This window comes from Granulicella sp. WH15, assembly GCF_009914315.1.
Classification (GTDB): domain Bacteria; phylum Acidobacteriota; class Terriglobia; order Terriglobales; family Acidobacteriaceae; genus Edaphobacter.
This window is the reverse complement of record NZ_CP042596.1, coordinates 242,751-266,177: the sequence shown is the minus strand read 5'-3', so window position 1 is coordinate 266,177 and position 23,427 is coordinate 242,751. Positions and strand designations below refer to the sequence as shown.

23 protein-coding genes are annotated in these 23,427 nt (G+C 64.9%); 5 read left to right on the top strand and 18 right to left on the bottom strand.

Going from position 1 to position 23,427, the window contains the following annotated elements; genetic code table 11:
- Nucleotides 1-12: 12 nt before the first annotated feature.
- Complete coding sequence (hemL, locus tag FTO74_RS01160) at nucleotides 13-1,308, top strand: glutamate-1-semialdehyde 2,1-aminomutase (RefSeq protein WP_255462428.1); 1,296 nt, start codon at nucleotides 13-15, stop codon at nucleotides 1,306-1,308.
- Nucleotides 1,309-1,483: 175 nt separating this feature from the next.
- Here hemL and FTO74_RS01155 read toward each other — a convergent pair whose 3' ends face one another.
- From FTO74_RS01155 to FTO74_RS01125, 7 genes are all read right to left on the bottom strand, one after another.
- Nucleotides 1,484-2,782, bottom strand: a complete 1,299-nt coding sequence (locus tag FTO74_RS01155) for an MFS transporter (RefSeq protein ID WP_162536505.1) — start codon at nucleotides 2,780-2,782, stop codon at nucleotides 1,484-1,486.
- 402 nt (nucleotides 2,783-3,184) lie between these two features.
- Nucleotides 3,185-3,904: a polysaccharide deacetylase family protein gene (locus FTO74_RS01150; RefSeq protein WP_162536504.1), complete on the bottom strand. Its 720-nt coding sequence runs from the start codon at nucleotides 3,902-3,904 to the stop codon at nucleotides 3,185-3,187.
- A gap of 70 nt (nucleotides 3,905-3,974) precedes the next feature.
- Nucleotides 3,975-4,463 carry a peroxiredoxin gene (locus FTO74_RS01145; RefSeq protein WP_162536503.1) on the bottom strand — a complete coding sequence of 163 codons (489 nt, stop codon included), beginning with the start codon at nucleotides 4,461-4,463 and terminating at the stop codon, nucleotides 3,975-3,977.
- Nucleotides 4,460-5,443, bottom strand: a complete 984-nt coding sequence (fabD, locus tag FTO74_RS01140) for an ACP S-malonyltransferase (protein WP_162536502.1) — start codon at nucleotides 5,441-5,443, stop codon at nucleotides 4,460-4,462. The genes FTO74_RS01145 and fabD overlap by 4 nt, the downstream gene beginning before the upstream one ends.
- 182 nt (nucleotides 5,444-5,625) lie before the next feature.
- Nucleotides 5,626-5,931, bottom strand: a complete 306-nt coding sequence (locus FTO74_RS01135; protein ID WP_162536501.1) for a hypothetical protein — start codon at nucleotides 5,929-5,931, stop codon at nucleotides 5,626-5,628.
- 427 nt (nucleotides 5,932-6,358) lie between these two features.
- Nucleotides 6,359-7,012 (bottom strand): DUF4230 domain-containing protein, encoded by a 654-nt coding sequence (locus tag FTO74_RS01130; protein ID WP_162536500.1) that lies wholly within the window; start codon nucleotides 7,010-7,012, stop codon nucleotides 6,359-6,361.
- A gap of 259 nt (nucleotides 7,013-7,271) precedes the next feature.
- On the bottom strand, nucleotides 7,272-8,924 hold the full coding sequence (locus FTO74_RS01125) for a CTP synthase (RefSeq protein WP_162536499.1): 1,653 nt from the start codon (nucleotides 8,922-8,924) through the stop codon (nucleotides 7,272-7,274).
- A gap of 148 nt (nucleotides 8,925-9,072) precedes the next feature.
- Between FTO74_RS01125 and FTO74_RS01120 the strand changes: the two genes are divergently transcribed.
- A complete protein-coding gene (locus FTO74_RS01120; RefSeq protein ID WP_162536498.1) occupies nucleotides 9,073-9,540 on the top strand; it encodes a YraN family protein in 468 nt (155 codons plus the stop codon).
- A gap of 85 nt (nucleotides 9,541-9,625) precedes the next feature.
- Here FTO74_RS01120 and FTO74_RS01115 read toward each other — a convergent pair whose 3' ends face one another.
- Nucleotides 9,626-10,204: a DUF3455 domain-containing protein gene (locus tag FTO74_RS01115; protein WP_162536497.1), complete on the bottom strand. Its 579-nt coding sequence runs from the start codon at nucleotides 10,202-10,204 to the stop codon at nucleotides 9,626-9,628.
- Between the two features lie 63 nt (nucleotides 10,205-10,267).
- Between FTO74_RS01115 and FTO74_RS01110 the strand changes: the two genes are divergently transcribed.
- Both FTO74_RS01110 and alaC read left to right on the top strand, forming a co-directional pair.
- The gene (locus tag FTO74_RS01110; RefSeq protein WP_162536496.1) at nucleotides 10,268-11,311 is read left to right on the top strand and encodes a radical SAM protein; all 1,044 of its coding nucleotides are present in this window, start codon (nucleotides 10,268-10,270) and stop codon (nucleotides 11,309-11,311) included.
- A 108-nt stretch (nucleotides 11,312-11,419) separates the two neighbouring features.
- Nucleotides 11,420-12,601: an alanine transaminase gene (alaC, locus tag FTO74_RS01105; protein WP_162536495.1), complete on the top strand. Its 1,182-nt coding sequence runs from the start codon at nucleotides 11,420-11,422 to the stop codon at nucleotides 12,599-12,601.
- Nucleotides 12,602-12,679: 78 nt separating this feature from the next.
- Here alaC and FTO74_RS01100 read toward each other — a convergent pair whose 3' ends face one another.
- From FTO74_RS01100 to FTO74_RS01065, 8 genes are all read right to left on the bottom strand, one after another.
- On the bottom strand, nucleotides 12,680-13,018 hold the full coding sequence (locus tag FTO74_RS01100; protein WP_162536494.1) for a P-II family nitrogen regulator: 339 nt from the start codon (nucleotides 13,016-13,018) through the stop codon (nucleotides 12,680-12,682).
- Nucleotides 13,019-13,093: 75 nt separating this feature from the next.
- Nucleotides 13,094-14,554 (bottom strand): ammonium transporter, encoded by a 1,461-nt coding sequence (locus tag FTO74_RS01095; protein WP_255462427.1) that lies wholly within the window; start codon nucleotides 14,552-14,554, stop codon nucleotides 13,094-13,096.
- A gap of 200 nt (nucleotides 14,555-14,754) precedes the next feature.
- Complete coding sequence (locus FTO74_RS01090) at nucleotides 14,755-15,630, bottom strand: VOC family protein (protein WP_162536493.1); 876 nt, start codon at nucleotides 15,628-15,630, stop codon at nucleotides 14,755-14,757.
- A gap of 251 nt (nucleotides 15,631-15,881) precedes the next feature.
- Nucleotides 15,882-17,765 (bottom strand): tetratricopeptide repeat protein, encoded by a 1,884-nt coding sequence (locus FTO74_RS01085; RefSeq protein WP_162536492.1) that lies wholly within the window; start codon nucleotides 17,763-17,765, stop codon nucleotides 15,882-15,884.
- Between the two features lie 73 nt (nucleotides 17,766-17,838).
- The gene (gene gatA / locus FTO74_RS01080; RefSeq protein ID WP_162536491.1) at nucleotides 17,839-19,308 is read right to left on the bottom strand and encodes an Asp-tRNA(Asn)/Glu-tRNA(Gln) amidotransferase subunit GatA; all 1,470 of its coding nucleotides are present in this window, start codon (nucleotides 19,306-19,308) and stop codon (nucleotides 17,839-17,841) included.
- Nucleotides 19,309-19,638 carry an Asp-tRNA(Asn)/Glu-tRNA(Gln) amidotransferase subunit GatC gene (gene gatC / locus FTO74_RS01075; protein WP_162536490.1) on the bottom strand — a complete coding sequence of 110 codons (330 nt, stop codon included), beginning with the start codon at nucleotides 19,636-19,638 and terminating at the stop codon, nucleotides 19,309-19,311. It lies immediately after the preceding gene.
- Between the two features lie 58 nt (nucleotides 19,639-19,696).
- Nucleotides 19,697-19,975 carry a DciA family protein gene (locus FTO74_RS01070; protein WP_162536489.1) on the bottom strand — a complete coding sequence of 93 codons (279 nt, stop codon included), beginning with the start codon at nucleotides 19,973-19,975 and terminating at the stop codon, nucleotides 19,697-19,699.
- Nucleotides 19,975-21,138 carry a glycosyltransferase gene (locus FTO74_RS01065; RefSeq protein WP_162536488.1) on the bottom strand — a complete coding sequence of 388 codons (1,164 nt, stop codon included), beginning with the start codon at nucleotides 21,136-21,138 and terminating at the stop codon, nucleotides 19,975-19,977. Before FTO74_RS01065 ends, FTO74_RS01070 begins: the two co-directional genes overlap by 1 nt.
- A gap of 121 nt (nucleotides 21,139-21,259) precedes the next feature.
- Here FTO74_RS01065 and rfbC point away from each other — a divergent pair, with 121 nt between their 5' ends.
- Nucleotides 21,260-21,820, top strand: a complete 561-nt coding sequence (gene rfbC, locus FTO74_RS01060; protein ID WP_162536487.1) for a dTDP-4-dehydrorhamnose 3,5-epimerase — start codon at nucleotides 21,260-21,262, stop codon at nucleotides 21,818-21,820.
- Between the two features lie 119 nt (nucleotides 21,821-21,939).
- Here the strand turns inward: rfbC and FTO74_RS01055 are convergent, their stop codons facing one another.
- Nucleotides 21,940-22,491, bottom strand: a complete 552-nt coding sequence (locus FTO74_RS01055) for an HAD family hydrolase (protein ID WP_162536486.1) — start codon at nucleotides 22,489-22,491, stop codon at nucleotides 21,940-21,942.
- Nucleotides 22,492-22,544: 53 nt separating this feature from the next.
- Complete coding sequence (gene rfbD / locus FTO74_RS01050; protein ID WP_162536485.1) at nucleotides 22,545-23,423, bottom strand: dTDP-4-dehydrorhamnose reductase; 879 nt, start codon at nucleotides 23,421-23,423, stop codon at nucleotides 22,545-22,547.
- Nucleotides 23,424-23,427 lie beyond the last annotated feature (4 nt).

Genomic DNA, 23,427 nt, shown 5'->3' with positions numbered 1-23,427 from the left:
CCCGAGGAATCCATGTCCACCAGCCGCCCCATGACCCGCTCCCGCGCCCTCCAGCAGCGCGCCGCCTCCCTCCTGCCCGGCGGCGTCGACTCCCCCGTCCGCGCCTTCCGCGCCGTCGGCGGCGACCCGCCCTTCGTCGCCCGCGCCCTCGGCGCCTACCTCCACGACGCCGACGGCAACCGCTACCTCGACATGTTCGGCTCCTGGGGCCCCATGATCCTCGGCCACGCCTTCCCCCCCGCCGTCGAGGCCATCCAATCCGCCGCCGCCCGCTCCGCCAGCTTCGGAGCCTCGCACGCCGACGAGGCCAACCTCGCCGAACTCGTCGTCCGCTGCTTCCCCTCCGTCGAGCGCCTCCGCTTCGTCTCCTCCGGCACCGAGGCCTGCATGTCGGCCATCCGGCTGGCCCGCGGCTTCACCGGCCGCAAGTTCATCATCAAGTTCGAGGGCTGCTACCACGGCCACGCCGACTCGCTGCTGGTCAAGGCCGGCTCCGGCATAGCCACCCTCGGCATCCCCGGCTCGGCGGGCGTACCGGAGGAGACCGCCATGCACACCCTGGCGCTCCCCTACAACGACCTCGCCGCCGTCGAGTCCGCCTTCGCCGCCTACCACGGCCAGATCGCCTGCATCATCGTCGAGCCGGTCGTCGGCAACGCCGGGACCATCCTGCCCGCGCCCGGCTACCTCGCGGGCCTGCGCGCCCTCACCCATCAGCACGGCGCGCTCCTCATCATCGACGAAGTAATGACCGGCTTCCGCCTCTCCCTCGGCGGCGCGCAACAAATCTACGGAGTCACCCCCGACCTCACCACCCTCGGCAAAATTGTAGGCGGCGGCCTCCCCTGCGGAGCCTTCGGCGGCCGCGCCGACGTCATGGAGCACCTCGCCCCGCTAGGCCCCGTCTATCAAGCGGGCACCCTCTCCGGCAACCCGCTCGCGATGGCGGCAGGCATCGCCACCCTCACCCACCTCATCGAGCACGAGCATGCCGTCTACTCGCACCTCGAGCGCATCACCCGCGCCATCGCCGAGGGCGTAGCGGCCATCGCCCACGAGCGCGGCATCCCCCTCACGACCAACCGCATCGGCTCCATGTTCACGTGGTTCTTCACCGGCCAGCCGGTCCACGACTTCACCTCCGCCGCCACCAGCGACGCGGCCTCCTTCGCCCGCTTCCACCACGCCATGATGGACCACGGCATCTGGCTCCCCCCCAGCCAGTACGAAGCCGCCTTCGTCAGCACGGAGCACGGCGACGTCGAGGTCGAGCTGATCCTCGAAGCCGCCCGCAAATCCCTCACCTAACCGCCAATCCGGGTACTCCGAAAAGCGCTGAAGGCCCGATCTATACCAGCCTGGGGCAAAGCCCCAGGTAACCGGGTGCGTAAGGATGTGAGGGCTGAAGGCCCGATCTATCTTTGCCACAGGTTTGTCTGCCGGACGGGCCTCCTGCGCGGAGAACAGGCGTTCCCACGTCTTTTTACTGCTTCGCGTGGCCCTCGTCCTTCGGCTCCATCCACATCTTCCCCACCACCACCAACACCACCAACATCCCCGCACAAACCGCAAACACATGCCGTACGCCGATCCTCTCGGCCAACTGCCCACTCAACACCAACCCCGCAATCTGAGCCGTAAACACCAGACTCATCACCGTCGATCCAACCCGCCCCATCAGCTCCGCCGGGGTCTCCTGCTGGATCATCACATTCGACGGAATCACAATCCCCGCCACCGCAAACCCAATCATCAGATCGCCCAGAATCGTCGCCCAGACAAACGGCACGGACGTCAGCACCACCAACCCCACCGCGATCCCGCCCAACCCGGCATACACCAGCGTCGTATTCTTCAGCTTCTTGCCAAAGGTGTTCAGCACGTTCACGCCCGCGAACATCCCCACCCCGATCATCGCGCTGGCCACGCCAAACACCTTCGTCGAAGCATGAAGCGTATCCCGCACATACACCGCGATCAGCGGCCCAAAGCAACCCAGCACAAACATCCCCGAGGCCAGCGCCAGGATCACGAACAGCAGCGCCGCATGGTGAACAATAAAGCCGATCCCCTGCTTCATATCCGGCCAGATGCTCGCCAGCCCGGTCTTGGAGCCGGTTTGGGGCGTGTCCTTGCCGATCAGCGCCTCGGCCTTCTTCTCCACGGAAGGACGGCTCAACGCGAGGCTGGCAATCAAGCTCCCCGAGGCCACAAAACTAATCGCATCCACCCAGAAACAGACCTTCTCGCCGAACGACGCAACCAGAAACGCCGCTGTCGGAGGCCCGACGATCCTCATCCCGAACATCACCTGCTGCATCAGCGAGTTCGCCGACCTCAGCCCATGCAGCGGCACCGCCGACCGTATGGCCACGCCCTGCGCCGGGCTGAAGAAACTGGAAACCACGCTGATCGCCGCCAGCACCAGATAAAAGCTCATGGCGCTATGGGCCACCATCAGCAGCAGCACCAGTCCAGCGCGGATCATATCGCTTGAAACCAACGTCGGCTTCAACGGCCAGCGATCGACGAAGACTCCAGCCAGCACACCCAGCACGGCGATGGGCAGCAGGTAAGAGATCTGCACACCGGTCACCTGTTCGGGTGTGGCGTGGAGCTTGAAGGTCAACACGCTGATGACGGCAAACAGCGCCAGAAAATCGCCGAAGTTGGAGACGATCTGCGCGTACCAGAGCCGACGCATGGTGGGAACAGCCAGCACCTCGCGCATAGACAGCGGTTCGGGCATACCAGTAGCGGAGGCGGTCGGAGCAGTGCTCATAGAGATGCCTCCATCTTACGTTCATTCCCGACCAACAGGAGAACCCCCCGAAGCATTAAAAAGGCGTGCAAACGCCCGTCCCACGCGCAGTGGGCCCGTCCGGCAGGACAGGTCTGTGGCAGGGACAGGTCGGGCCTTTGCATTTGATGACCTAGGGCGTTGCCCTAGGCTGGTATAGAACGCGCCTTCAGCGCTTTCTGAGGGTTAGACGGAGATGGAAATATTGCCCTTTCCCAATAGCCCCGAACGTACGCTATAAAAGCCCGCCCCAAATACATGTCGCGCACGGGACAAGAGCGCCAACGGCGCGCCCTATACCAGCCTGGGGCAAAGCCCCAGGTGAACGTCCCGATGCACGGATGAGGGCTGAAGGCCCGATCTATCGGCCGCCCCCGCCCCTCCCTACCCTCGAACCCACCGCTCCGGGGTCACCCACTTCGTCCCTAAAATCCGCTGAATCAACAGATCTGTGGCCTTGACGCTCTCCAACCGAGAAGCCCCCAACCCCAGATGCCCCCCATCGTGCAGCACCACGCTGCTCCCTTGACCAGCCTCGCGATTCCGGGCCACCCGGCTCTCAATCCGTCCCAGAAGGGTCTCGGCAGAGACGGGATTCCAATCCCCCACGATGCAGTTCCACATCACGGTGCTCATCCCCAGCTCCCGCGCCACGCGCATCACAGCCGGTCGACGCGCCCCATGAGGAGGCCGAAACAGCCTCACCGGCGCGCCAATCGCATCCTCGACCGCCTTCTGAGAATCCCCAATCTCTCCCCTGATCCGAGCCTCGGGCAGCAACGTCAGCTTGGGATGAGTCATCGTATGGCAGCCAATGGCGTGGCCTTCAGCCGCAATCTGCCGTGCCAGCAAGGGCTGCTCCTGCACAAATCTGCCGATCAAAAAAAAGGTAGCCCGCACCCGGTGCTTCGCGAGCACGGCCAGCAGCTCCGGCGTCGCCGCCGGATTCGGCCCATCGTCATAGGTCAGGGCGATCTCGTTGGGGTCGTCGCCTGCAACGATCGTCCGGCCGAAGATCTGCGAGGTCGGCCAGTTGGCGGCGTAGGCAAAACCACCCGCCGCCAACCCAACTGCCGCTACTCCCGACACGATCAGAGCACTCATCCCTTCAGCTTACCGCTACGGGAAAAACGTCCATACGTGCCACCGCGTTTCACCGTCACAAAACCGTGTTCTACCCGGCGTTTTTTACATGGTTCAGCACGGCTTCCGCGTGGCCTTCGGGCTTCACTTTGGGCCAGACGTGCAGCAGCCGCTGCTTGCCCTCGGAGTCCGCCGGAGCGATCAGGTAGGTCGTCCGCTCGATCCCCTTCACCAGCTTGCCGTACATGTTTTTCGGCTTAATTACACCGAAATAGTCGCAGATCTTCTCATCCGGATCGGCCAGCAACGGGTACTGCAGGTCGTACTTCACGGCGAACTTCTTCTGCGCCTTCACGGTGTCGCGCGAGATGCCCAGCACCACCACGCCCGCCTTGCGCAACTGGGTAAACGTGTCACGGAAACCGCACGCCTCGATGGTGCAGCCGGAGGTATCGGCGCGGGGATAGAAGAACAGAACCACGGGCGAAGCCACGTGATCCGCGAGCGAAACCGTGTTGCCATCCTGATCCTGCGTGGTGAAGTTCTCGACGATATCGTTCGGTTGTGTCGGTGCGCTCATGCCTGGGTCTCCTCTTCCGGTTTGGCCGTCAGTGCGGTCAGGGTCTTGTCCAGCGATACGGAATCTTCCACATTCAAAGCCTTCTGGGCGCGGTCGATCTGGCGCATCAGCCCGCTCAGCACGCGGCCAGGGCCGACTTCGATGAAGTGGGTCGCGCCTTCGGCTATCAGCAACTGGATGCACTCCACCCAGCGCACCGATCCGGTGACCTGGCGGACCAGGCAGTCGCGGACCTCGGATGCCTGGGTGAGCAGGCGCGCGTCCACGTTGGCCGCGACGGGGTAGGCCGGGTCGTTGAAGGTGATGCCTTCGAGCGTGGTGGCGAGGGCGTCCTCGGCGGGCTGCATTAGAGCGCAGTGGAAGGGGGCCGAGACCTTCAGGATCACCGTTTTCTTGGCTCCGGCGGCCTTGCACAGCTCGGCGGCGCGTTCCACTGCTGCCAACGAGCCGGAGATGACGGTCTGGTCGGGGGAGTTCAGGTTGGCCGGGGAGACGATCTCTTGAGGGCCGGTGGAGGCTTGTTTGCAGAGATCGGCGATCTGCGCGGCGGGCAGGCCGAGGATGGCGGCCATCGAGCCGACGCCGGGAGGGACGGCCTGCTGCATGAACTGGCCACGGGAGCGGACGGTGCGGACCGCGTCGGCGAACGAGAGCGTCCCGGCAGCGACGTGGGCCGAGTACTCGCCGAGCGAGTGTCCGGCGGCCATCGCGGGGGCGATCCCGAGGGGCTTGAGGGCGTCGATCAGGACCCGGTAGGCCGCGATGGAGACGGTCAGGATGGCGGGCTGGGTGTGCTCGGTGAGCTGGAGGTCGTCGGCGGGGCCGTCGAAGATCAGGCGCGAGAGAGGGAACTGGAGGGCCTCGTCGGCCTCTTCGAACGTCGTTCGGGCGCTCGGGAAGTTGTCGTAGAGGTCGCGGCCCATGCCGACGGTCTGGGAGCCCTGGCCGGGGAAGAGGAAGGCTGGTTTTAGAGTACTCATCGAGCTTGATGGTAAATCAGTACTTCGTACCGTTCTCGGGGTTGCATGGGTAAATAAGCGGCATGGGGCCTTCCGCTGGTCGGCAGCGAGCATCCTGATCCGGCTAATGGAGAACTACGCGAAGCGTCGAGAACCGCACGAAGTGCCGCCCGCCCGGCGTGAGGGCGCTTTTGTTGTTGCCTTTAGATACCGACGCCGAACTCCACGTCCTGCATTTCGTCGCCGGAGTGGGCGTAGAAGTCGTAGGGCGTGCGCCGGTTGAACTTGTAGCGCTGCCGCAGCTCGCGGCCGACTACCAGGCCGAGCGCGACGGCTCCCAGTCCGGCAGAGATCCAGGCAATCGTTCTCAACATCGTGGTCTCCTCCGGCGTCGCGGACGGCGCCTGGGCGGGAGCACTCTTTACGGGAGTTGCGTTTACAGAGGCGGCGAGGGGGGTGACCTCCTCAACCGTGGAGCCGAACATCCGGTTGCTGAACAGGGACTTCATGGTGGTTGGATGATACCGCAGGTTGATATCCGATGAATAGGAGGGTTGCGGGCGATTTGCCCTCCGCGTTCCCGTAAAGGTACGGATTGGAGGAGATCCGGGGCGTGTGTTTCGATTTTGGGAGATGGGTTTGAATCCGGGTTCAACCGTCTCCAGTGGCCCGGTGCGGTTGGAGGAGAGGGGAAGAAAGCATACCTCGGGGGCTAAAGCCCGCATTGGTGGCGAGTCTTAATGTCCGGGCTAAAGCCCGGACCTACCCCAGAAGCAACGGCAAGAACAGCGGCAGAAGCAGATTCCTCCGCTTCGCTCCTGAATGACAACCAAAAGAACAGGCAACGGCAAAAGCAAGAGAACAAACAACGGCAAAAGCAAAAGGGCAAGCAACGACAAAAGCAGCCACAACAGCAAAAGCAGTTGCAAGGATTCGCTAATTCACGTCTACGGTTTGGAAGCCGAGCGAGTAGAGGAGCGTCGTTACCGTCGCTCGGGCGTTCTTGCGGGCTGCGTCCAGAATCCCGTCGGAGAGGGCTGCCGCTTGTAGCTGCTGCTGGGCCTTTGCTCGGGTGTCCGATTCGAGGTTCTGGTCCACCGGCACCAGCAGGCCGGTCGAACGGGCGTAGACCCGCGTGTGCTGGTTGTCGAGCGTCGTCACGAACAGTTCGGAGGCTGGCAGGGTTACGTGGATCGATGCGCGGTTCGGGCCGCTGATCCGGACGTCCTCCGGCTTCAGCTTGGCCAGGTCGATGCCCGCGATGGACTGGCCGTGCACCACCATCAGCAGCCGGTCACCGGCCAGCAGGTCGGGGAAGATCGCGCTCGAACGGTTGCCCTCGACCACGGTATCCAGCGAGTAGACCACCGTCTCCAGACGGTTCAGCCGCTGGATCTTCTGGACCACGGCAGGGACGGAGGTGTCGAAGCTCGACGTCCGGCCGATGACTAGGCTGGCGATCCGGGCCATGGGGCCGGAGGTCGCGTTGCGCAGAAAGACGACCAGAGACGCCGCGCCCAGCAGCAGGGCGAAGAGGAAGAGCAGGAGGCTGCCGGAGGAGCTGCGGCCGGAGTTGTATTGGGTGGTCATAAGAGGATTCGATGCTCCTCAATGAGTTGGAGGATGGGGGATGCTGATTTCCCTTTGATAAGGCTTGCCCTACCGGACGGGCCGCCTGCGCGGCGGGCGGGCGTTTCCACGCCTTTTTATTGCTTCGCGCTGCCGACCAGCGGGAGGCCCCATGCTGACGATCCTGCCTATACCGCCCCGAGAACGGCACGAAGTGCCTTCGCTTGGTCCTCCCGTTGGTCGGAAACAGGAATGTTTGCTTCCGACCAATGAGAGAAACCTAGGCTTTGGCGGAGGGGACTGCGGTGTGGCTCGACTCCGACTGCGTGATCTGCGCGCGGCGGTTCTTGTGGCTGGCCCCAACGAAGTCGCGGAAGAGCGGGTGCGGCTCGAGCGGCTTCGACTTGAACTCGGGGTGGAACTGGCAGCCGAGGAAGAACGGGTGGTCCGGAATCTCGACGATCTCGACATACGTGGCGTCCGGCGTGGTGCCCGTCAGGCGCAGTCCGCCGCCAGTGAGGACCGCCTCGTACTCGCGGTTGAACTCGTAGCGGTGGCGATGACGCTCGGAGATCTCGGTGGTCCCGTAGGCCTTGGCGGCCAGCGAGCCGGGTTCGAGCACGCAGGCCCAGGCCCCGAGGCGCATGGTGCCGCCCATCTCTTCGACGCCCGTAAGCTCGCGCAGCTTGTAGATGATGCGGTGCGGCGTGGCCGGGTCGAACTCGCCGGAGTTGGCTCCCTTGAGACCGCAGACGTTGCGCGCGTACTCGATGCAGGCGGTCTGCATGCCGAGGCAGATGCCGAAGTAGGGCACCTGCTGCTCGCGGGCGTAGCGGATGGCGTTGAGCATCCCCTCGATGCCGCGCTTGCCGAAGCCGCCGGGGACCAGGATGCCGTCGAGTCCGGCGAGCTGCTGCTCGTAGTTCTCGGTCTCGAGCCCCTCGGCCTCAATCCAGGTGACGCGGAGTTTCAGGTTGTGCGCGAGCGCGCCGTGGACGAGAGCTTCCTTCAGGGACTTGTAGCTGTCCTCGTACTCGACGTACTTGCCGACGATGCCGATGAGCACCTCGTCCTGCGGGTTGTAGGCGCGCTGAACGATGTCCTGCCACTTGGTCAGGTCGGGGGTCTTGGCGTCGATGCGGAGGTACTTGAGGGCGAGGTCGTCGACGCCCTGCTCGGCCAAGTTCAGCGGCACCTCGTAGATGGAGGGCACGTCGCGGGCGATGATGACGGCCTTCTCCTCGACGTTGCAGAAGGCGGCGATCTTCGAGCGCATGTCGCGAGGGACGGTGCGGTCGGAGCGGCAGAGGAGGATGTCGGGCTGGATGCCGATGGAGAGCATCTCCTTGACCGAGTGCTGGGTGGGCTTGGTCTTCAGCTCCTGCGCGGCGGCGATCCAGGGGACCAGCGTCATGTGGACGAAGCAGGTGTTGTCGCGGCCCAGCTCCTGGCGCATCTGGCGGATGGCCTCGAGGAAGGGAAGCGACTCGATATCGCCGACGGTGCCGCCGATCTCCACGATGACGATCTCGGCGTCCTGCGCGACCTTGCGCATGGCGTTCTTGATCTCGTTGGTGACGTGGGGGATGACCTGGACGGTCTTGCCGAGGTAGTCGCCGCGGCGCTCCTTGGTGATGATCTGCTCGTAGATGCGGCCGGTGGTGAGGTTGTTGTCGCGGCTGAGCTTGGAGTGGGTGAAGCGCTCGTAGTGACCGAGATCGAGGTCAGTTTCGGCTCCGTCGTCGGTGACGAAGACCTCGCCGTGCTGGAAGGGGCTCATGGTGCCCGGATCGACGTTCAGATACGGGTCGAACTTCATCATGTTGATCTTGATGCCGCGTGCTTCGAGCAGGCATCCGATGGAGGCCGCTGCCAGGCCTTTACCGAGCGAAGACACGACGCCGCCGGTTACAAAGATGTACTTTGCAGACATGTCCGCGACCTCTTTGAAATGGGAATTTGATGGTGCGGTGTGTGCACAATCAAGTATCGCAGGGTTGGCGGTGGAGTGGCAATCCTGAAGGACGCGAGAGGGTCGGAAAAGGTGCAAAAGCGCAAAAGGCCACTGATATGCTTGCGCCATGATGGGGAACGTGTGGCTGAACTTGGAGCGGTCGGCTCTGCGCGGGATGGAGGCGTTCGGGAAGCGGTTTGGGCCGGGGCGGAGGCAGCCGGAGCATCTGCGGGCGGGACGGCGCGGGGAGATGGAGGCACTCTTCTTCTTGCGGCAGCAGGGATATGTGATCGTGGCCCGGCGGTGGCGGTGTACGGAGGAGCGGGGCGATCTCGACCTGGTGGGGTGGGATGGGGAGACGCTTTGCTTTGTGGAGGTCAAGACACGGTCCGCGCGGGCGCTTGTACCGGCAGAGATATCTGTCGATCGAGACAAGCAGAGGATGCTGCGGGCGATGGGGCGGGCTTATCTGCGGCGGATGAGCCGGGAGGAGCGGGAGAGCGTCTTAACGCGGATTGACGTGGTTTCGGTCTATCTGCCGGCCAGCGGAGTGGAGTGCGAGTTGTTGCGCGGGGCGGTGAAGACCACGGCTTGAGGAAGAAACAGGCTATGAGGGGTTAGCGGAGCGAGCCTCTCCTTCCCCCTGAGCGTCATTGTTGGCTCCAAAGCTAGACGGTCTGTTACGGCTCCGTATAGAAGGTGTAAGTCGCGGTGTAACGGACGCGTGTGGTGGTGCCCTCGTGGCCGGCGTCGCAGCCGCTGGTGGGGGCAGTGCCGCCGCGAGTGTCGGAGCGGCGCACCCAGACGACCGAGGCTAACGCTCCGGGCTGGGAAGCGGGCTTCGCTCGCAACAGCAGCCACGGGATGCTGTCGGCATCGGGCGAGGGAACCTTCTGCGCGACCTCACCCTTGACCGAGCTGCCGTCCTTCCACGTCCACGTGGGTCCGGCTCCGTGCGTCCCTACCGGGCTGCCGGTCTGGGTATCGACGAGCGTGGCCTCCGGCGCTTGAAACACCCAGGAGCCTTTCGTGCAGGCGTAGATCTGAACACCCCGGCCGGAGACGGTCTGGATGGGGTGAGCGGAGGAGGGGATTGTGTCCTCAGAGTCGGATGCCGAAGTCTGAGCGGGGGGATGGGCTGGAGCCGCCTGAGCTGGAGCCTTAGCCGGAACCTGGGGCGCGGCTTTGGGAGAGGCCTGGGCAGGAAGCTGGTTGGGGGTCTGGAGTGCGAGTGCCAGAGCGAGCGTGGGGAGAATCATCCGAACAGGCTAACACTGCCCGGTTAGGCTTGGGCGAGTCCGGGGATTTATACTGGAAACATCATGTCCGAGGTGAAGGTAACGGCGCCAGTTCGCCGCAAGAGTACGGCAAGGCGGCGTTGGCGAGCGGTAACACGAAAGCTGCGCGAGCTGGGGTCCATCGGCTCGGCGCTGGCCGGGACCGGGCACCCCTACATGGCGCACATTGTGCCGATGCGCCGGTGCAACCTGGCCTGTACCTATTGCAATGAGTTCGACGACCACTCGGACCCGGTGCCGATCGCGGAGATGGAGCGCCGCATCGACGAGCTGGGACGGCTGGGAACGTCGGTCATTACGATCTCGGGCGGAGAGCCGCTGCTGCACCCCGATCTCGACCGCGTGATTGCGCGTATCCGCAAGACCGGCGCGATTGCGGGCATGATTACTAACGGCTATCTGCTGATGCCGGACCGGATCGAGCGGCTAAACAAGGCCGGGCTGGATCACATGCAGATCTCCATCGACAACGTGATGCCGGATGCCGTGTCGAAGAAGAGCCTGAAGGTGCTGGACGCCAAGCTGAGGATGCTGGCCGAGCACGCCGACTTTCATGTGAACATCAACTCAGTCGTGGGCGGCGGCATCGCCAACCCGAATGACGCGTTGACCGTGAGTGAGCGTGCGCTGGGGCTGGGCTTCTCGTCTACCATCGGCATCATCCACGACGGCAGCGGGCAGTTGAAGCCGCTGGGCGACGCCGAGCGCGGCGTGTGGGAGAAGGTCCGCAGCCTGACGCGGCGCAGCTACTCCCGCTTCAATCACTTTCAAGAGGCCATCGCCAACGGCAAGCCGAACGACTGGCGTTGCCGCGCGGGTGCGCGCTACCTGTACATCTGCGAGTTCGGGCTGGTGCATTATTGCTCGCAGCAGCGCGGCTATCCGGGCGTGCCGCTGGCCGAGTACAAGCGCGCCGACGTGAAGCGCGAGTTCCTGACTGAGAAGTCGTGCGCGCCCAACTGCACCATCTCCTGTGTCCACCAGGTGAGCTATATCGACCATTGGCGAGCGCCGCAGACGTCCCATATTGCACCTCCTGGGACGTCTGATCTGGTACAGATCCGGTAGCCACGTAACGGCGCAGGCACCTCCCTGGCAATTCTTCGGCGAAGGCCGCGCTTCCGCTCCATGGCTCGAATAGCCTTAGGCTCGAACCGCTTTGCTTAGGATAAGGACATGAAAGAGTTTTCACGGATCTCGCGTCTGCCGCCGTATGTTTTTAACATCACCGGCGAGCTGAAGGCCGCTGCACGCAAGCGCGGCGAAGACATCATCGACTTCGGCATGGGTAATCCCGACGGCGCGACGCCTGCGCACATCGTCGAGAAGATGATCGAGGCGGCGCGCAAGCAGCAGACGCACCGCTACTCTCTCTCGAAGGGCATTCCCCGGCTGCGCAAGGCAATTTGTAACTGGTATGGTACGCGCTACGGCGTCGACCTCGACCCGAACACCGAGGCCATCGTGACCATCGGCTCGAAGGAAGGCATCGCGCACTTCTGCCTGGCGGTGCTGGACCGCGGCGACACCGTGCTGGTGCCGAACCCCAGCTATCCGATCCACATCTACGGGCCTGTGATCGCGGGCGCGGACATTCTTTCGATTCCGGTTCACTCGACCGAGGACTTTCTGGCGCAGGTCGAAGAGACGATTCCGCGCATGACCCCGCGGCCCAAAGTGCTGATCGTCAACTTTCCGTCGAACCCCACTGCGCAGTGCGTGGACCTTCCGTTCTTCGAGCGGCTGGTGGCGATCTGCAAGGAGTTCAACGTCATCCTGGTGCACGACTTCGCGTACGCCGACCTGGTCTTCGACGGCTATAAGCCACCTTCGGTGTTACAAGTTCCGGGCGCGAAGGATATCGCGGTCGAGTTCTTCACGCTCTCGAAGAGCTACAACATGCCGGGCTGGCGCGTCGGGTTCATGGTCGGAAACGAGCGTCTGGTGGGTGCGTTGGGGCGCATCAAGAGCTACTTCGACTACGGCACGTTCACACCGATCCAGGTGGCCTCCATCGCCGCGCTCGAAGGCCCGCAGGAGTGCGTGGCGGATATCGTCGAGACCTATCGGAGCCGCCGCGATGTGCTGGTGCAGGGGCTGAACCGTATGGGCTGGGAGACGCCGATGCCGAAGGCCACGATGTTTGCATGGGCGAAGATTCCGGAGCAGTACCGGGCGATGAAGTCGCTGGAGTTCTCGAAGAAGCTGCTGGCCGAGGCCAAGGTGGCGGTGAGTCCGGGGATCGGGTTCGGCGAGCAGGGCGATGAGTATGTGCGGTTCTCGCTGATCGAGAACGAGGAGCGTACGCGGCAGGGGCTGCGGGGCATCCGCCACATGCTCTCGGAGACGAAGGAGTAGCTGCGCAAAAACCGGGTGCCCCTTGTCTCAGATACGAGACGGGAGCACCCGGTTTTGTGATTGGGAGCGAGCTGGTTGCTACAGCGCCACGTCCCCGCGTTCGTCGTTCCTTATCCGGATGGCTTCGTCGACCTTCGTCACGAAGATCTTGCCATCTCCGATGGTGCCCGTGCGCGCCGCGCCCATGATCGCGTCGATTACCTTCTCGGCCATCTCGTCGGTTACCACGGTCTCCAGCTTCACCTTCGGCAGCAGGTCCACCGCGTACTCGCGCCCGCGGTAGAACTCCGTGTGGCCCTTCTGCCGCCCGTGGCCACGCGCCTCGGTAATCGTGATTCCCTCGACGCCGATCTCCACCAGGGCATCCTTCACCGCGTCCAGCTTCGACGGCTGTATCACTGCTTCGATCTTCTGCATTGCCAATCCATCCTCTCGCCCAAAATCTCCGAATGAGCTACTGCATCTTACCCTGATGAGATGTAACTGGGCTCGTTAGTGAGCCCAGTCGTATCCCTCTTCGCCATGCTGCGAGAGATCGAGACCCATCTCTTCGTCCGCCGCGCTCACACGCAGCCCAATGGTCTTATCGACTACGAACAGGATCACCAGAGTCCCCACGATGGACAGGCCCCACGCAATCGCGACGCCCGTCACCTGGTTCAGCATCTGGTGCGCGTTGCCTTCGAGCAGGCCCGTCGGCTTGCCCGCGCCGAAGATCGGGTTGATGGTGCTGGAGGCGAAGACGCCCGTCAGCAGCGCGCCCAGCGTGCCGCCCGCGCCGTGGACGCCGAAGGCATCCAGCGAGTCGTCATAGCCGAAGATCGCCTTGACCTTGACCACCATGAAGAAGCAGAACACGCCGACGATGAGCCCGATCCAGATCGCGCTCATGGGGGTCACGAAACCGGCTCCCGGCGTAATTGCCACCAGCCCGGCCACCGCGCCCGAGATCGCTCCCAGGGCCGAGGGCTTGCCGTTGCGGATCCACTCCACCGCGCTCCAGCTCAGGGCCGCAGCCGCCGCGCCGAAGTGCGTCGCCACAAAGGCCGAGGTGGCCAGCGTGCCCGCGCCCAGCGCCGAGCCCGCGTTGAAGCCGAACCAGCCCACCCACAGCAGGCACGCACCGATGAAGCTCAGCACCACCGAGTGCGGCGGCATCGGAACCTTGGGGTAGCCGAGGCGCTTGCCCAGGTAGATCGCCGTCACCAGCGCCGAGACGCCCGAGGTGACGTGGACCACCGTTCCGCCCGCGAAGTCCAGACAGGGGAACATGCCGCCCAGAGCGGCGTTCAGCAGACCGCCCTTGCCCCAGACCATGTGCGCCATCGGGCTATACACGATCAACGCCCACAGCACCATGAAGACCAGCATCGCCGAGAACTTCATCCGCTCGGCGAACGCGCCCGTAATCAGCGCGGGGGTGATGATCGCGAACATGAGCTGATACACCATGAACGTCTGCAACGGAATCGTAGCCGCGTACTTCACGTCCGGCGCAAGGCCCACGCCGTGCAGGAACATGTTGCCCAAGCCGCCGATAAATGCGTTGCCGTCGCCGAAGGCCAGCGAGTAGGTCACGATCGCCCACAGCACCGTGATGACGGCCATCATGGCGAAGGTCTGCATCATCGTACCCAGAATATTTTTCTTGCGCACCAGGCCGCCGTAGAAGAGCGCCAGTCCAGGTCCGCTCATCATCAGCACCAGCGCCGCCGAGACCAGCATCCAGGCGTTATCGCCCGCCGTCTGCGCGGCCGCAATCGCCGTCGCCTGGTCCGTCACCTGCTTTTCGAGCACCGCGATCCGGTCCGTCTGCGTTCCGCCCGCCGCTGTCGCCGAAACCATTGCCGGAGCAGATACCACCGGAGCAGCCTCCTGCGCCATCACCAGCGGGCCGCCCGCCACCACCCCAACCAACAACATCAGCAAAACCTTCACCAACCTGTTGCGCATGTACCGTTCACCTGTGTCGAGATTCACCCAGCCCCGGCAGGCAGATCGAGAGATTTACCCTGTCTCACGCTTGCCCGGAAAAAACCGATCTTGCCTAGTGCTGCCAGCTCTGCCGCAGGACCGCGACCGAAGTTTTCTATGCTGTTTCGTCTACTTTACACAAGCCGCCGCGCGCGCACGAAAGATTCCTCCGCGTGGGCCTACTTTATCTCTTCCACTACGGCCACTTCGGTCCCCCACGGATCGCGGAAGCTCGGCCCATCGCCGAAGCCTGCGGCCCTCATGCTTGCAATGGCCCCCTCGGCCTCGGGCACCACGAGCTGCCACCACAGCATGCGGGCGTCCTCCGGCGACGCCACCGGCGAGCCCGCCGCCCAGACGTTCAACCCAACGTGGTGGTGATAGCCGCCAGCCGAGGTAAACAGCGCACCGGGATAGCGCCAGACCATCACGTCCAGCCCCAACCCGCCGTGGTAGAACTCCGCTGCCATCTTCAGGTCGCCGACGTAGAGGTGCAGGTGCCCCATTGTGGTTCCCACCGGAGCACCCTGCCAGCGCCCGTGCTCCAGCGCCGCCAGTTCGCTGGAACGCAGAGGATCGGTAGCCATCTGTAGCTGATGGCCGTCGTAGCGCCACTCGGAGCGGGGTCGGTCGGCGTAGACCTCCACCTGCAAGCCATCGGGATCGGTCAGGTAGATGGCCTCGCTGACCAGGTGATCGGCCGAGCCGAAGGACACGACCGACTCGCGCAGGTGATCCACGAAGCTGGCCAGCGCCGCGCGGCTGGGCAGCAGAAAAGCCGTGTGGTAGAGGCCAAGGCGGGTCCGCGGGCCGATGGGCTTCACGCCCGGAACGGCCTTTAGTTCGAGCAGAACCGTCTCCTCCCCGTGCGCTCCCAACCGGGCGATCCCATCCGGCTCCGGCGTCCGCACGGCCAGCCCGACGACGTCGCGGTAGAACGCGACCGACCGGGCCAGATTCGAGACGGCCAGACGCACCCGGCCGACCCTGGTAGCTGCCGGGAGCCGGTACTGCGGCGGGTGGATTCCCGCGTCGAAGATTGCCTTTGAACTCATCGTGCTCGCCTCATGCATGTTTCAACATCTATAGGACGCCACGAGCCCCTGAAAGGATTCCACATACGCGCAGCGTCCAGGACCGCACGAAGTGCCGCCTGCCCGTCGCTAGGGCGCTTTTGCTGTTGTTCGTCCTGCCGGACGGGTCCGCTGCGCGCGGGGCGGGCGTTCACACGCCTTTTTACTGCTTCGCTTGGTCCTCCCGTTGGCCGGAAGCAAAAAGATGTTCGCTGCCGACCAACGGGGAATAACTACGAGGTCGCTAAAGGCCGCTCGGTCAGCAGCTTTTCGAGCCGTTCACGATACTCCGCCGCCACTGCCGGACGCACCCGCTCAATCGCCCCAAAGGTCTCCACCAGCAACAGCCGCGAAGCCAGATTCTCCGGCTCCTCGATGTACTGGTACAGATTCCCCTCGAGAATCTCCCGCTCGCCTTGCAGGAAGCTCGGCGGCACACCCTCCATCGCCGTGCAACGCGCCGCCAGCAACTGCTCCAGCCGCGACAGGTAGCCGCTGAACGAGTGCGGAACGCTATACCCCCGAGCGGGCTCATCGCCGCCCAGCAGCTCGACCACCTCGTTCGCCAACCCCAGCAGCCCGTCCTCCGGGCTGGCCGAGGGGAACTCCGCGTCCAGCTCACCGATGGTCACGCCGTCGCTGGTGCGGATGAAGACCAGCTCCGCCGTCCACGGCTCCACCGCCGCGTCGATATGCACGGTGACGACGTACTGGCTTCCGCTGCCGTCCGCCGCGACGCCCTGCACGGCCATCTCCGGCGTCCACGCCGCCGCGCCGACGACGAAGCCGCTCTGCTGGCCCATCGCCCACGGCAGCATCGACCGGCCGTTGGCGGCGGTACGCATCTCCACCTGCTCGGCCAGAAACAGCGGCAGCGCCCGGCTCATGCGACCCGGGCCGTCGAGTACCTGGGCCTCCTGGCTGCTGGTCTCGGCGGTTCCGCCGATAAAGGTGACCGTCGGCCCGCCCGCAGCCTTCGGCCCGAAGAGACCGCGCCCCGGCGACCCGGCAGGCAGCCAGACCGGCCCTTCCATCCGCAACATGCCAACCTGAATCTGATCGGGTGCCGCCGCCGTACCCTGCGCCCCACGGAGTTTCGCGATCTCCTGTTCCCAGAACTCGAGGCCCGACTTCCAATCCGGGCGTCCGAACTGCGCCAGCGTCTTGACAAGCTGCTCGGCTGCGTCGGCGTTGCCCTGGTCGAGATTGGCCTTGATGAGGTTGTTGCCCACCGGCAGGCCGTGGACCTCCGGGTCGAAGTGCGGGCTGGTGAGCCCGATCAGCTCGATCAGGCGTCCGTTGCCGCCGAGGTCGCCGCTCATCTGCATCAGCAGGTCGCCCGGAACCGGCCGGGGAGCGCGCTCGAGCGACTCCTGGTAGAGCGAGACAGCCGTGGGCATATCCTGCGCCAGCATCGCCGCTCGAGCCTGCCAGAGCTGCGCGCGCCAGCTTCCGGGCAGCGTCGCGATGGTCTGCAAAGCGGCGTTGGCAGCGGCCTCGCCGCCCTTCTGCTGTTGCAGCGAGACGTACCAGCCCAGCGCGTTATCGATGTTCGGCTCCGCCTGGATGGCTCTCCAGAGCGTCGTCTCGGCCTGCTCCTGGTTGCCGCGCATGGCGGCGATCTGGGCGAGGTTGGTCAGGACCGAACCTTCGTCGCCGTGCTTGGCGAGGTAGCCGTTCAGAATCTCCTCCGCCTCGTCCAGACGCCCCTCCTGGATGAGGATAACGGCCCACATGCAGGCTCCGCGCGCGGGGATGGTGTCGATGGCGTAGAGCTGCTGGGCTGCTGCGGCCATCTCGCTGGTGAAGCCCTCGTTGAGCGAGTTGACGATGAGCAGGTAGAGCTGCTCGGGGTTCTCCCACGCGGACTGGACTAGGTTCGGCAGGACCTGCTCCCGCCACTCGGCGCGGGGAACCAGCACCTCACGGCCATCTTGGTCGAAGGCGCGGACGACGTCCGGCTGGGCCGGGGCCTGAGCCTCGTGCTCGGGGGCCGGCTCGGCGCTTTGGCCGACCATGACCGGCGGAATCATCGACTCGAAGGACTCGCCCGCCTCGTGCTCGCCGATCGGCAGGGCGTTCTCCTGCTCGGTCTTCTCGTCTTCCTTCTTGTTCATACGATCTACAAAACCCATTCCGACCTCAAATTCATTGGCTACTGATTAGTTAAAAATTCGCCTGCATCTTTTGTTAGGAGTTCGCCTGCATCTTTTCGACGGCGAGGCCGACGCGCAGCATGGTGGCTTCGTCGAAGTGACGCGCCATGATCTGGACGCCGATGGGCAGCTTGCCCGCAGTCTCTCCGCAGGGCACGCTCATGCCGCAGATGCCCGCCAGCGACGCGGCCACCGAGTAGATGTCGGCCAGGTACATCGAGACCGGGTCGTCGGTCTTCTCGCCGATCTTGAACGGCGGCGTCGGCGTCATGGGGCCGACGATGGCGTCGCAGCTCTCGAAGGCCGTCAGGAAGTCGCGGGTCAGCAGCGTCCGGACCTGCTGGGCCTTGCGGTAGTACGCGTCGTAGTAGCCTGCGCTGAGCGCGTAGGTGCCCAGCAGAATGCGCCTCTTGACCTCGGCCCCGAAGCCCTCGTCGCGGGTCTTGCGGTACATGCCGGAGAGGGTTTTACCCTCGGGGGCGCGCAGACCGAAGCGCACGCCGTCGAAGCGCGAGAGGTTCGAGCTGGCCTCCGCCGTGGCGATGACGTAGTAGGTCGGGATCGCGTAGGCGGTGTGGGGCAGGCGCACAGGGACGATGGTGCAGCCCGCGTCCTTAAGGCCCGCGATGACGCGCTCAACGGCGGCGCGGATCTCGGGGTCGAGGCCCTCGCCGAAGTACTCCTCGGGCACGCCGATGCGGAGGCCCTCGACAGGCTTGGCCAGAGCGCCCACATAGTCGTCCACGGGCCGGTCGGAGCTGGTGGCGTCCAGCGGGTCCTTGCCCGCAAGCACGCCGAGCAGCGTGGCCGCGTCCTTCACGTTGGCCGTAAAGGGGCCGACGCGGTCGAGCGACGAAGCGAAGGCGATGAGGCCGTAGCGGCTGACGCGCCCATAGGTGGGCAGCACGCCGACCACGCCGCAGAAGGCCGCGGGTTGGCGGATGGAGCCGCCGGTATCGGTGCCGAGTGTGGCCGCGGCAAACCCAGCCGCCACCGCCGCCGCCGAGCCGCCGCTGGAGCCGCCGGGAACGCGGTCGAGCGCACGCGGGTTGCGGACGGGGCCATAGGCCGAGTTCTCGTTCGAGGAGCCCATGGCGAACTCATCGCAGTTGAGCTTGCCCAGCAGAACGGCTCCCGCCGCCTCTAGCTTGGCCACCGCAGTAGCGTCGTAGGGGGGCATGTAGCCCTTTAGAATCAGCGATCCGGCGGTGGCGGGCGAGCCGGTCATGGCCAGCACGTCCTTGATGCCGATGGGCACTCCGGCCAGCGGCGGCAGAGGCTTGCCCTGTGCGGTCAGCTCGTCGATGCGGGCCGCCTGGGCCAGGGCACGCTCGCGGCTCAGCGCGAGGAAGCTGTTGATGCCCTTGCCTGTGGCCACGTCGTCCTGCGCGATGAGGGTGTACTGGCGCTCGGCCACGGCGGTGGCGGAGGTCGCCTGAACGGCGGCGCGCGCCTCGTCAATCGTAAGTAGCTTGTTCTCGATTTGGGTTTCAGTAGAGTTCATCTATCGCTCGATCACCTTGGGAACCTTGAAGAATCGCCCATCCGTCTCGGGGGCGCTGGACATGACGGCGCGGCGGTCGACCGAGGGCCGCACCGCATCGACGCGGAGATCCTCGCCGGTCTCCTCCGCGTGGCCGGTTGCGAGTACGTCACCCACCTGCGCCATCGCCGGGACGTCGTCGGTCGCGAGCTGGTTGAGCTGCGCGATGTGCCCGAGGATGGCGTTCAGGTCGCGCTGCATCCGCGGCTCCTCCTCCGGCGTCAGTTCCAGGTTGGCCAGCTCCGCGACACGCCGAACATCTTCGAGCGTGACGGTTCCTGCATCACTCATGCACACGTCCTCCAGGTAGCTCCCGCGCCTGTTGTTTGTGGACGACAGGCCGGGCCGATTACTTCTTCAATTCAAAGTGTATCCCGGTGACCTTCACTGCCGCGATCCGGGCCAGATCGTGCTGCAGGATCGAGCGCATGGAGAGCATCTGCGCCAGCCAGGTGGAGTCCTGCACCTCGACGTGCACGACGCCCTCCTCGAAGCTCGCGATCTCGCCCCGGTCGGCCATCGTCTTGCCGCAGGCCACGGGCCAGGCGGCGGCCAGCCGGTCGAGCGCGGGCAGGGGCGCGAGGCTCCGGCCCAGGCTCCGGCGCAACATATCCCGCATCCCTTCCATCAGGCTCTCTTTTCCGCAGAAGCTATCGTAGGAGCAGGCTCCATCTCGGCTGCTGCGGCGGGGACTTTTTCGAGGATCAGCGCGCGCATCCGCTCCAGAAAGACGGGCGTGGCGAACTCGGCGGCCCACGCCTGCGCGGTCTCGGGGGTGAAGCGCGACTCCTGCGCCTCGAAGCGCTGGATGCCCTCCATCGCCGACTCGACCGTCTGGTGCTCGAAGTAGACGCCGGTGGGGTGGTCGCCCGTGCCCCGCACCGTCTCCAGCGAGCCGCCCGAGCCGTAGCAGATGACTGGACGCCCGCAGGCCTGTGCCTCCAGCGGCACCATGCCGAAGTCCTCGTCGGCGGCGAAGAGCAGCGCGCGGCACTCGGAGTACTCGCGCCAGAGTTCTTTGCTCGGCAGTGCGCCTAAAAATTCAACTTGAGATCCCGCGTCCGCAGCCGCCAGACGGCGTAGCTTTGCCTCCTCGGGGCCGGTGCCCACGATGCGCAGCTTCCGCCCCAGACGGCGGCAGGCCTCCATCAGCAGTTCGGTCTGCTTGTAGCCGACCAGCCGCCCGGCGCAGAGGTAATGGTCTCCCGGCGCCGCAGCAAGCTGGGCACGGTGCAGGTCGATGGGCGGGTGGATGACCGTGCTCTCGCGGTTATAAAAACGCTGGATGCGCTTGGCGACGTAGTTCGAGTTGGCGATGAAGTAATCGACCCGCTGGGCGGCCTGCGTGTCCCAGCGGCGCAGCCGTCCGGCAGTGGCGGTGAACAGCGCTCGCGTCAGCCCCCTCATCTGGCTCCGGTAGGCGTCGTAGCTGTCGTACAGGTAGCGCATGGGTGAGTGACAGTAGCAGAAGTGGACCGCGCCCGGATCGAGCCGCACCCCCTTCATAGGGCCGGAGTCGGACGAGATAACCAGGCCGAAGCCGCGCAGGTCCAGCCCCTCGGTTGCCGCGGGGTACAGCGGCATCATGTGGCGGTGGTGGCTCTTGCCGAAGGGCAGTTTTTGCAAAAAAGAGGTGTGCAGCTTGCGGCTGGCCAGAGACTCGGGCAGCCCCTCTTCGCCCGAGACCAGCGTAAAGATCTCCGCCTCGGGAAAGAGCGAGGCGATGCACTCGGCGACGCGCTCACCGCCGCCCCGCGTTACAAACCAGTGATGAACGATGGCTACCCGCACCCGACTAGTATGCGCTGTCGAGGTCCATAGCGGGAACAAGATTCCTGATTTTGAACGTTGCCCCCCTCTTCTAGGCGGTTCGCCCCCCTTCACTACCGAACTTTCCCGGTATTATGCACAGATGCAGGTTTTGAACACGGCTTTACAGGACGTCAAATTACTTCAACCCAGGCGCTTTGGCGACGATCGGGGATGGTTCGCAGAGTTCTACAGCCAGACCAAGTTTCAGTCAGCCGGGCTTCCCACCAGTTTCGTTCAGGACAACCAGTCCTTCTCTACCCGTGGCGTTCTGCGCGGGCTGCACTACCAACTGGGAAAGCCCCAGGGCAAGCTGGTGCGTTGCGTCTCCGGCCATATCTGGGATGTGGCGGTGGATCTCCGGCGCGGCTCGCCGGATTTCGGCAAGTATGTCGGCGTCTCGCTGAAGCCGGTCTCGGACGCGGGCGAGCTGCAGATGTTGTGGATTCCAGAGGGTTTCGCCCACGGATTCGTCGTCCTCTCGGAGACGGCGGAGGTCCTCTACAAGACCACCGACGGCTACTACCCGGAGGGGGAGCGGTGCGTTCGCTGGGACGATCCGACGCTCGCCATACCTTGGCCGCTTGCGGGAATTACGCCGGTCGTCAGCGACAAGGACGCCAAGGGCGCGAACTTCTTAGAGGCTGAACTGCCGGAAGCCTAAAAGCGCCCTCACGCCGGGCGGGCGGCACTTCGTGCGGTTCTCGGGGCGGTATGGGCAAGATTGTCTTCTGAGGGCCTCCCGTTGGTCGGCAGCGGGATCTTTCTCTCTGACCAGCGGCTTTAATCTGGGTTCTCGATCAGCCAGCTTCTGACCTCGGCCAGCGTCTCCACGGCCAGATACTCGCCGGAGCAGCCGTGCTCTTCGGTCCCGGCGATCAGGAACGCCTGCCGCAGCCCCGCCGTGTTGGCTGCGGCGATATCCGAGCAGCGATCCCCCACCATCACCGACTCCTCCAGCTCCAACCCGAACGCCGCCGCGCCGCGCCGCAGCATCCCCGCGCCGGGCTTGCGGTCCTCGTGCTCGCGCCGGAACTCACCGACGCCGTGCTCGGGGTGGTATGGGCAGTGGTACACCGCGTCCAGCGCGATCCCCTCCCGCTCGAACTCCAGCCGCATCCACGCCATCAGCTCGTCGAACTGGCCGGTCGTGTAGTAGCCGCGTGCGATGCCGGACTGGTTCGTAACCACGATCAGCCGGTACCCCAGGCTCTGCGCCGTGCGGCAGAGCGGGAAGATGCCGTCGACGAAGCGCACGTCCTCGGCCCGGTGCAGATAGCCGACCTCGTGGTTGATGACACCGTCGCGATCGAGAAACAACGCCCGTCCGGCCATTTCAGTCTCCCCTCTATGCACTTTACCCGACGGCGCTTACAGCCCCGATCTTCTTACAGATCAGACACTACCTGCGCCAACGACTCCTGCCAGTCCATCATCCGCCAGCCGAAGGTCTGCTGGAGCTTGCGGCAGTCGAGACGGCTGTTCAGCGGGCGGCGCGCGGGGGTGGGATACTCGCTGGTCGGAATGGGCAGCAGCTCGGCGAACCGGGTTTCAGGCTCGAATGGCTGCCGCAGCTCGATGCCGCGCCGGGCGAAGCCGAACCAGCTCGTCTCGCCCTCACCGGCGGCGTGGTAGATGCCGCTCAGCGGGGCCACAGCCTCCCGCTGCTCACAGAACTGAATGACGTGCGCCGCCATGTTGGCCAGATCGCGGCTCCACGTCGGCGCACCGTGCTGGTCGGCGACGATCTTCATCTGCTCGCGCTGGCGGGCGAGGCCGAGGATCGTCCGCAGAAAGTTCTTGCCCGTGGCTCCGTAGACCCAGCTGGTGCGAAAGATCAGATACGCCGCGCCGCTTGCAGCAAGGGCCTGCTCTCCGGCCAGTTTGCTGGCCCCGTAGACGCCTGCCGGGTGGGTCGGGTCGATCTCGCGATAGGGCTGCGCGCCCTCGCCGTCGAAGACGTAATCGGTAGAAAAATGCAGGATTGTCGCCCCAACCGCTTTGGCCGCGAGGCCCATCGCTCCGACGCTTCGGTGATTGATCGCATCGGCCAGCTCCGGCTCCGATTCCGCCTTGTCCACCGCCGTATAGGCCGCGGGGTTGACGATCCAGCGTGGCCGCAGCTCTCGAATCAGGCTGCCTACGGCGGTTGGGTCTGCCAGATCCAACTCGCCCCGGCTCGGCGCGATGACCTCTCCCAGCCGCTCCAGCACCGGCAGAAGCTCGCTCCCCACCTGCCCCGTCGAACCCGTCAGTAAAATCCTCATGCCC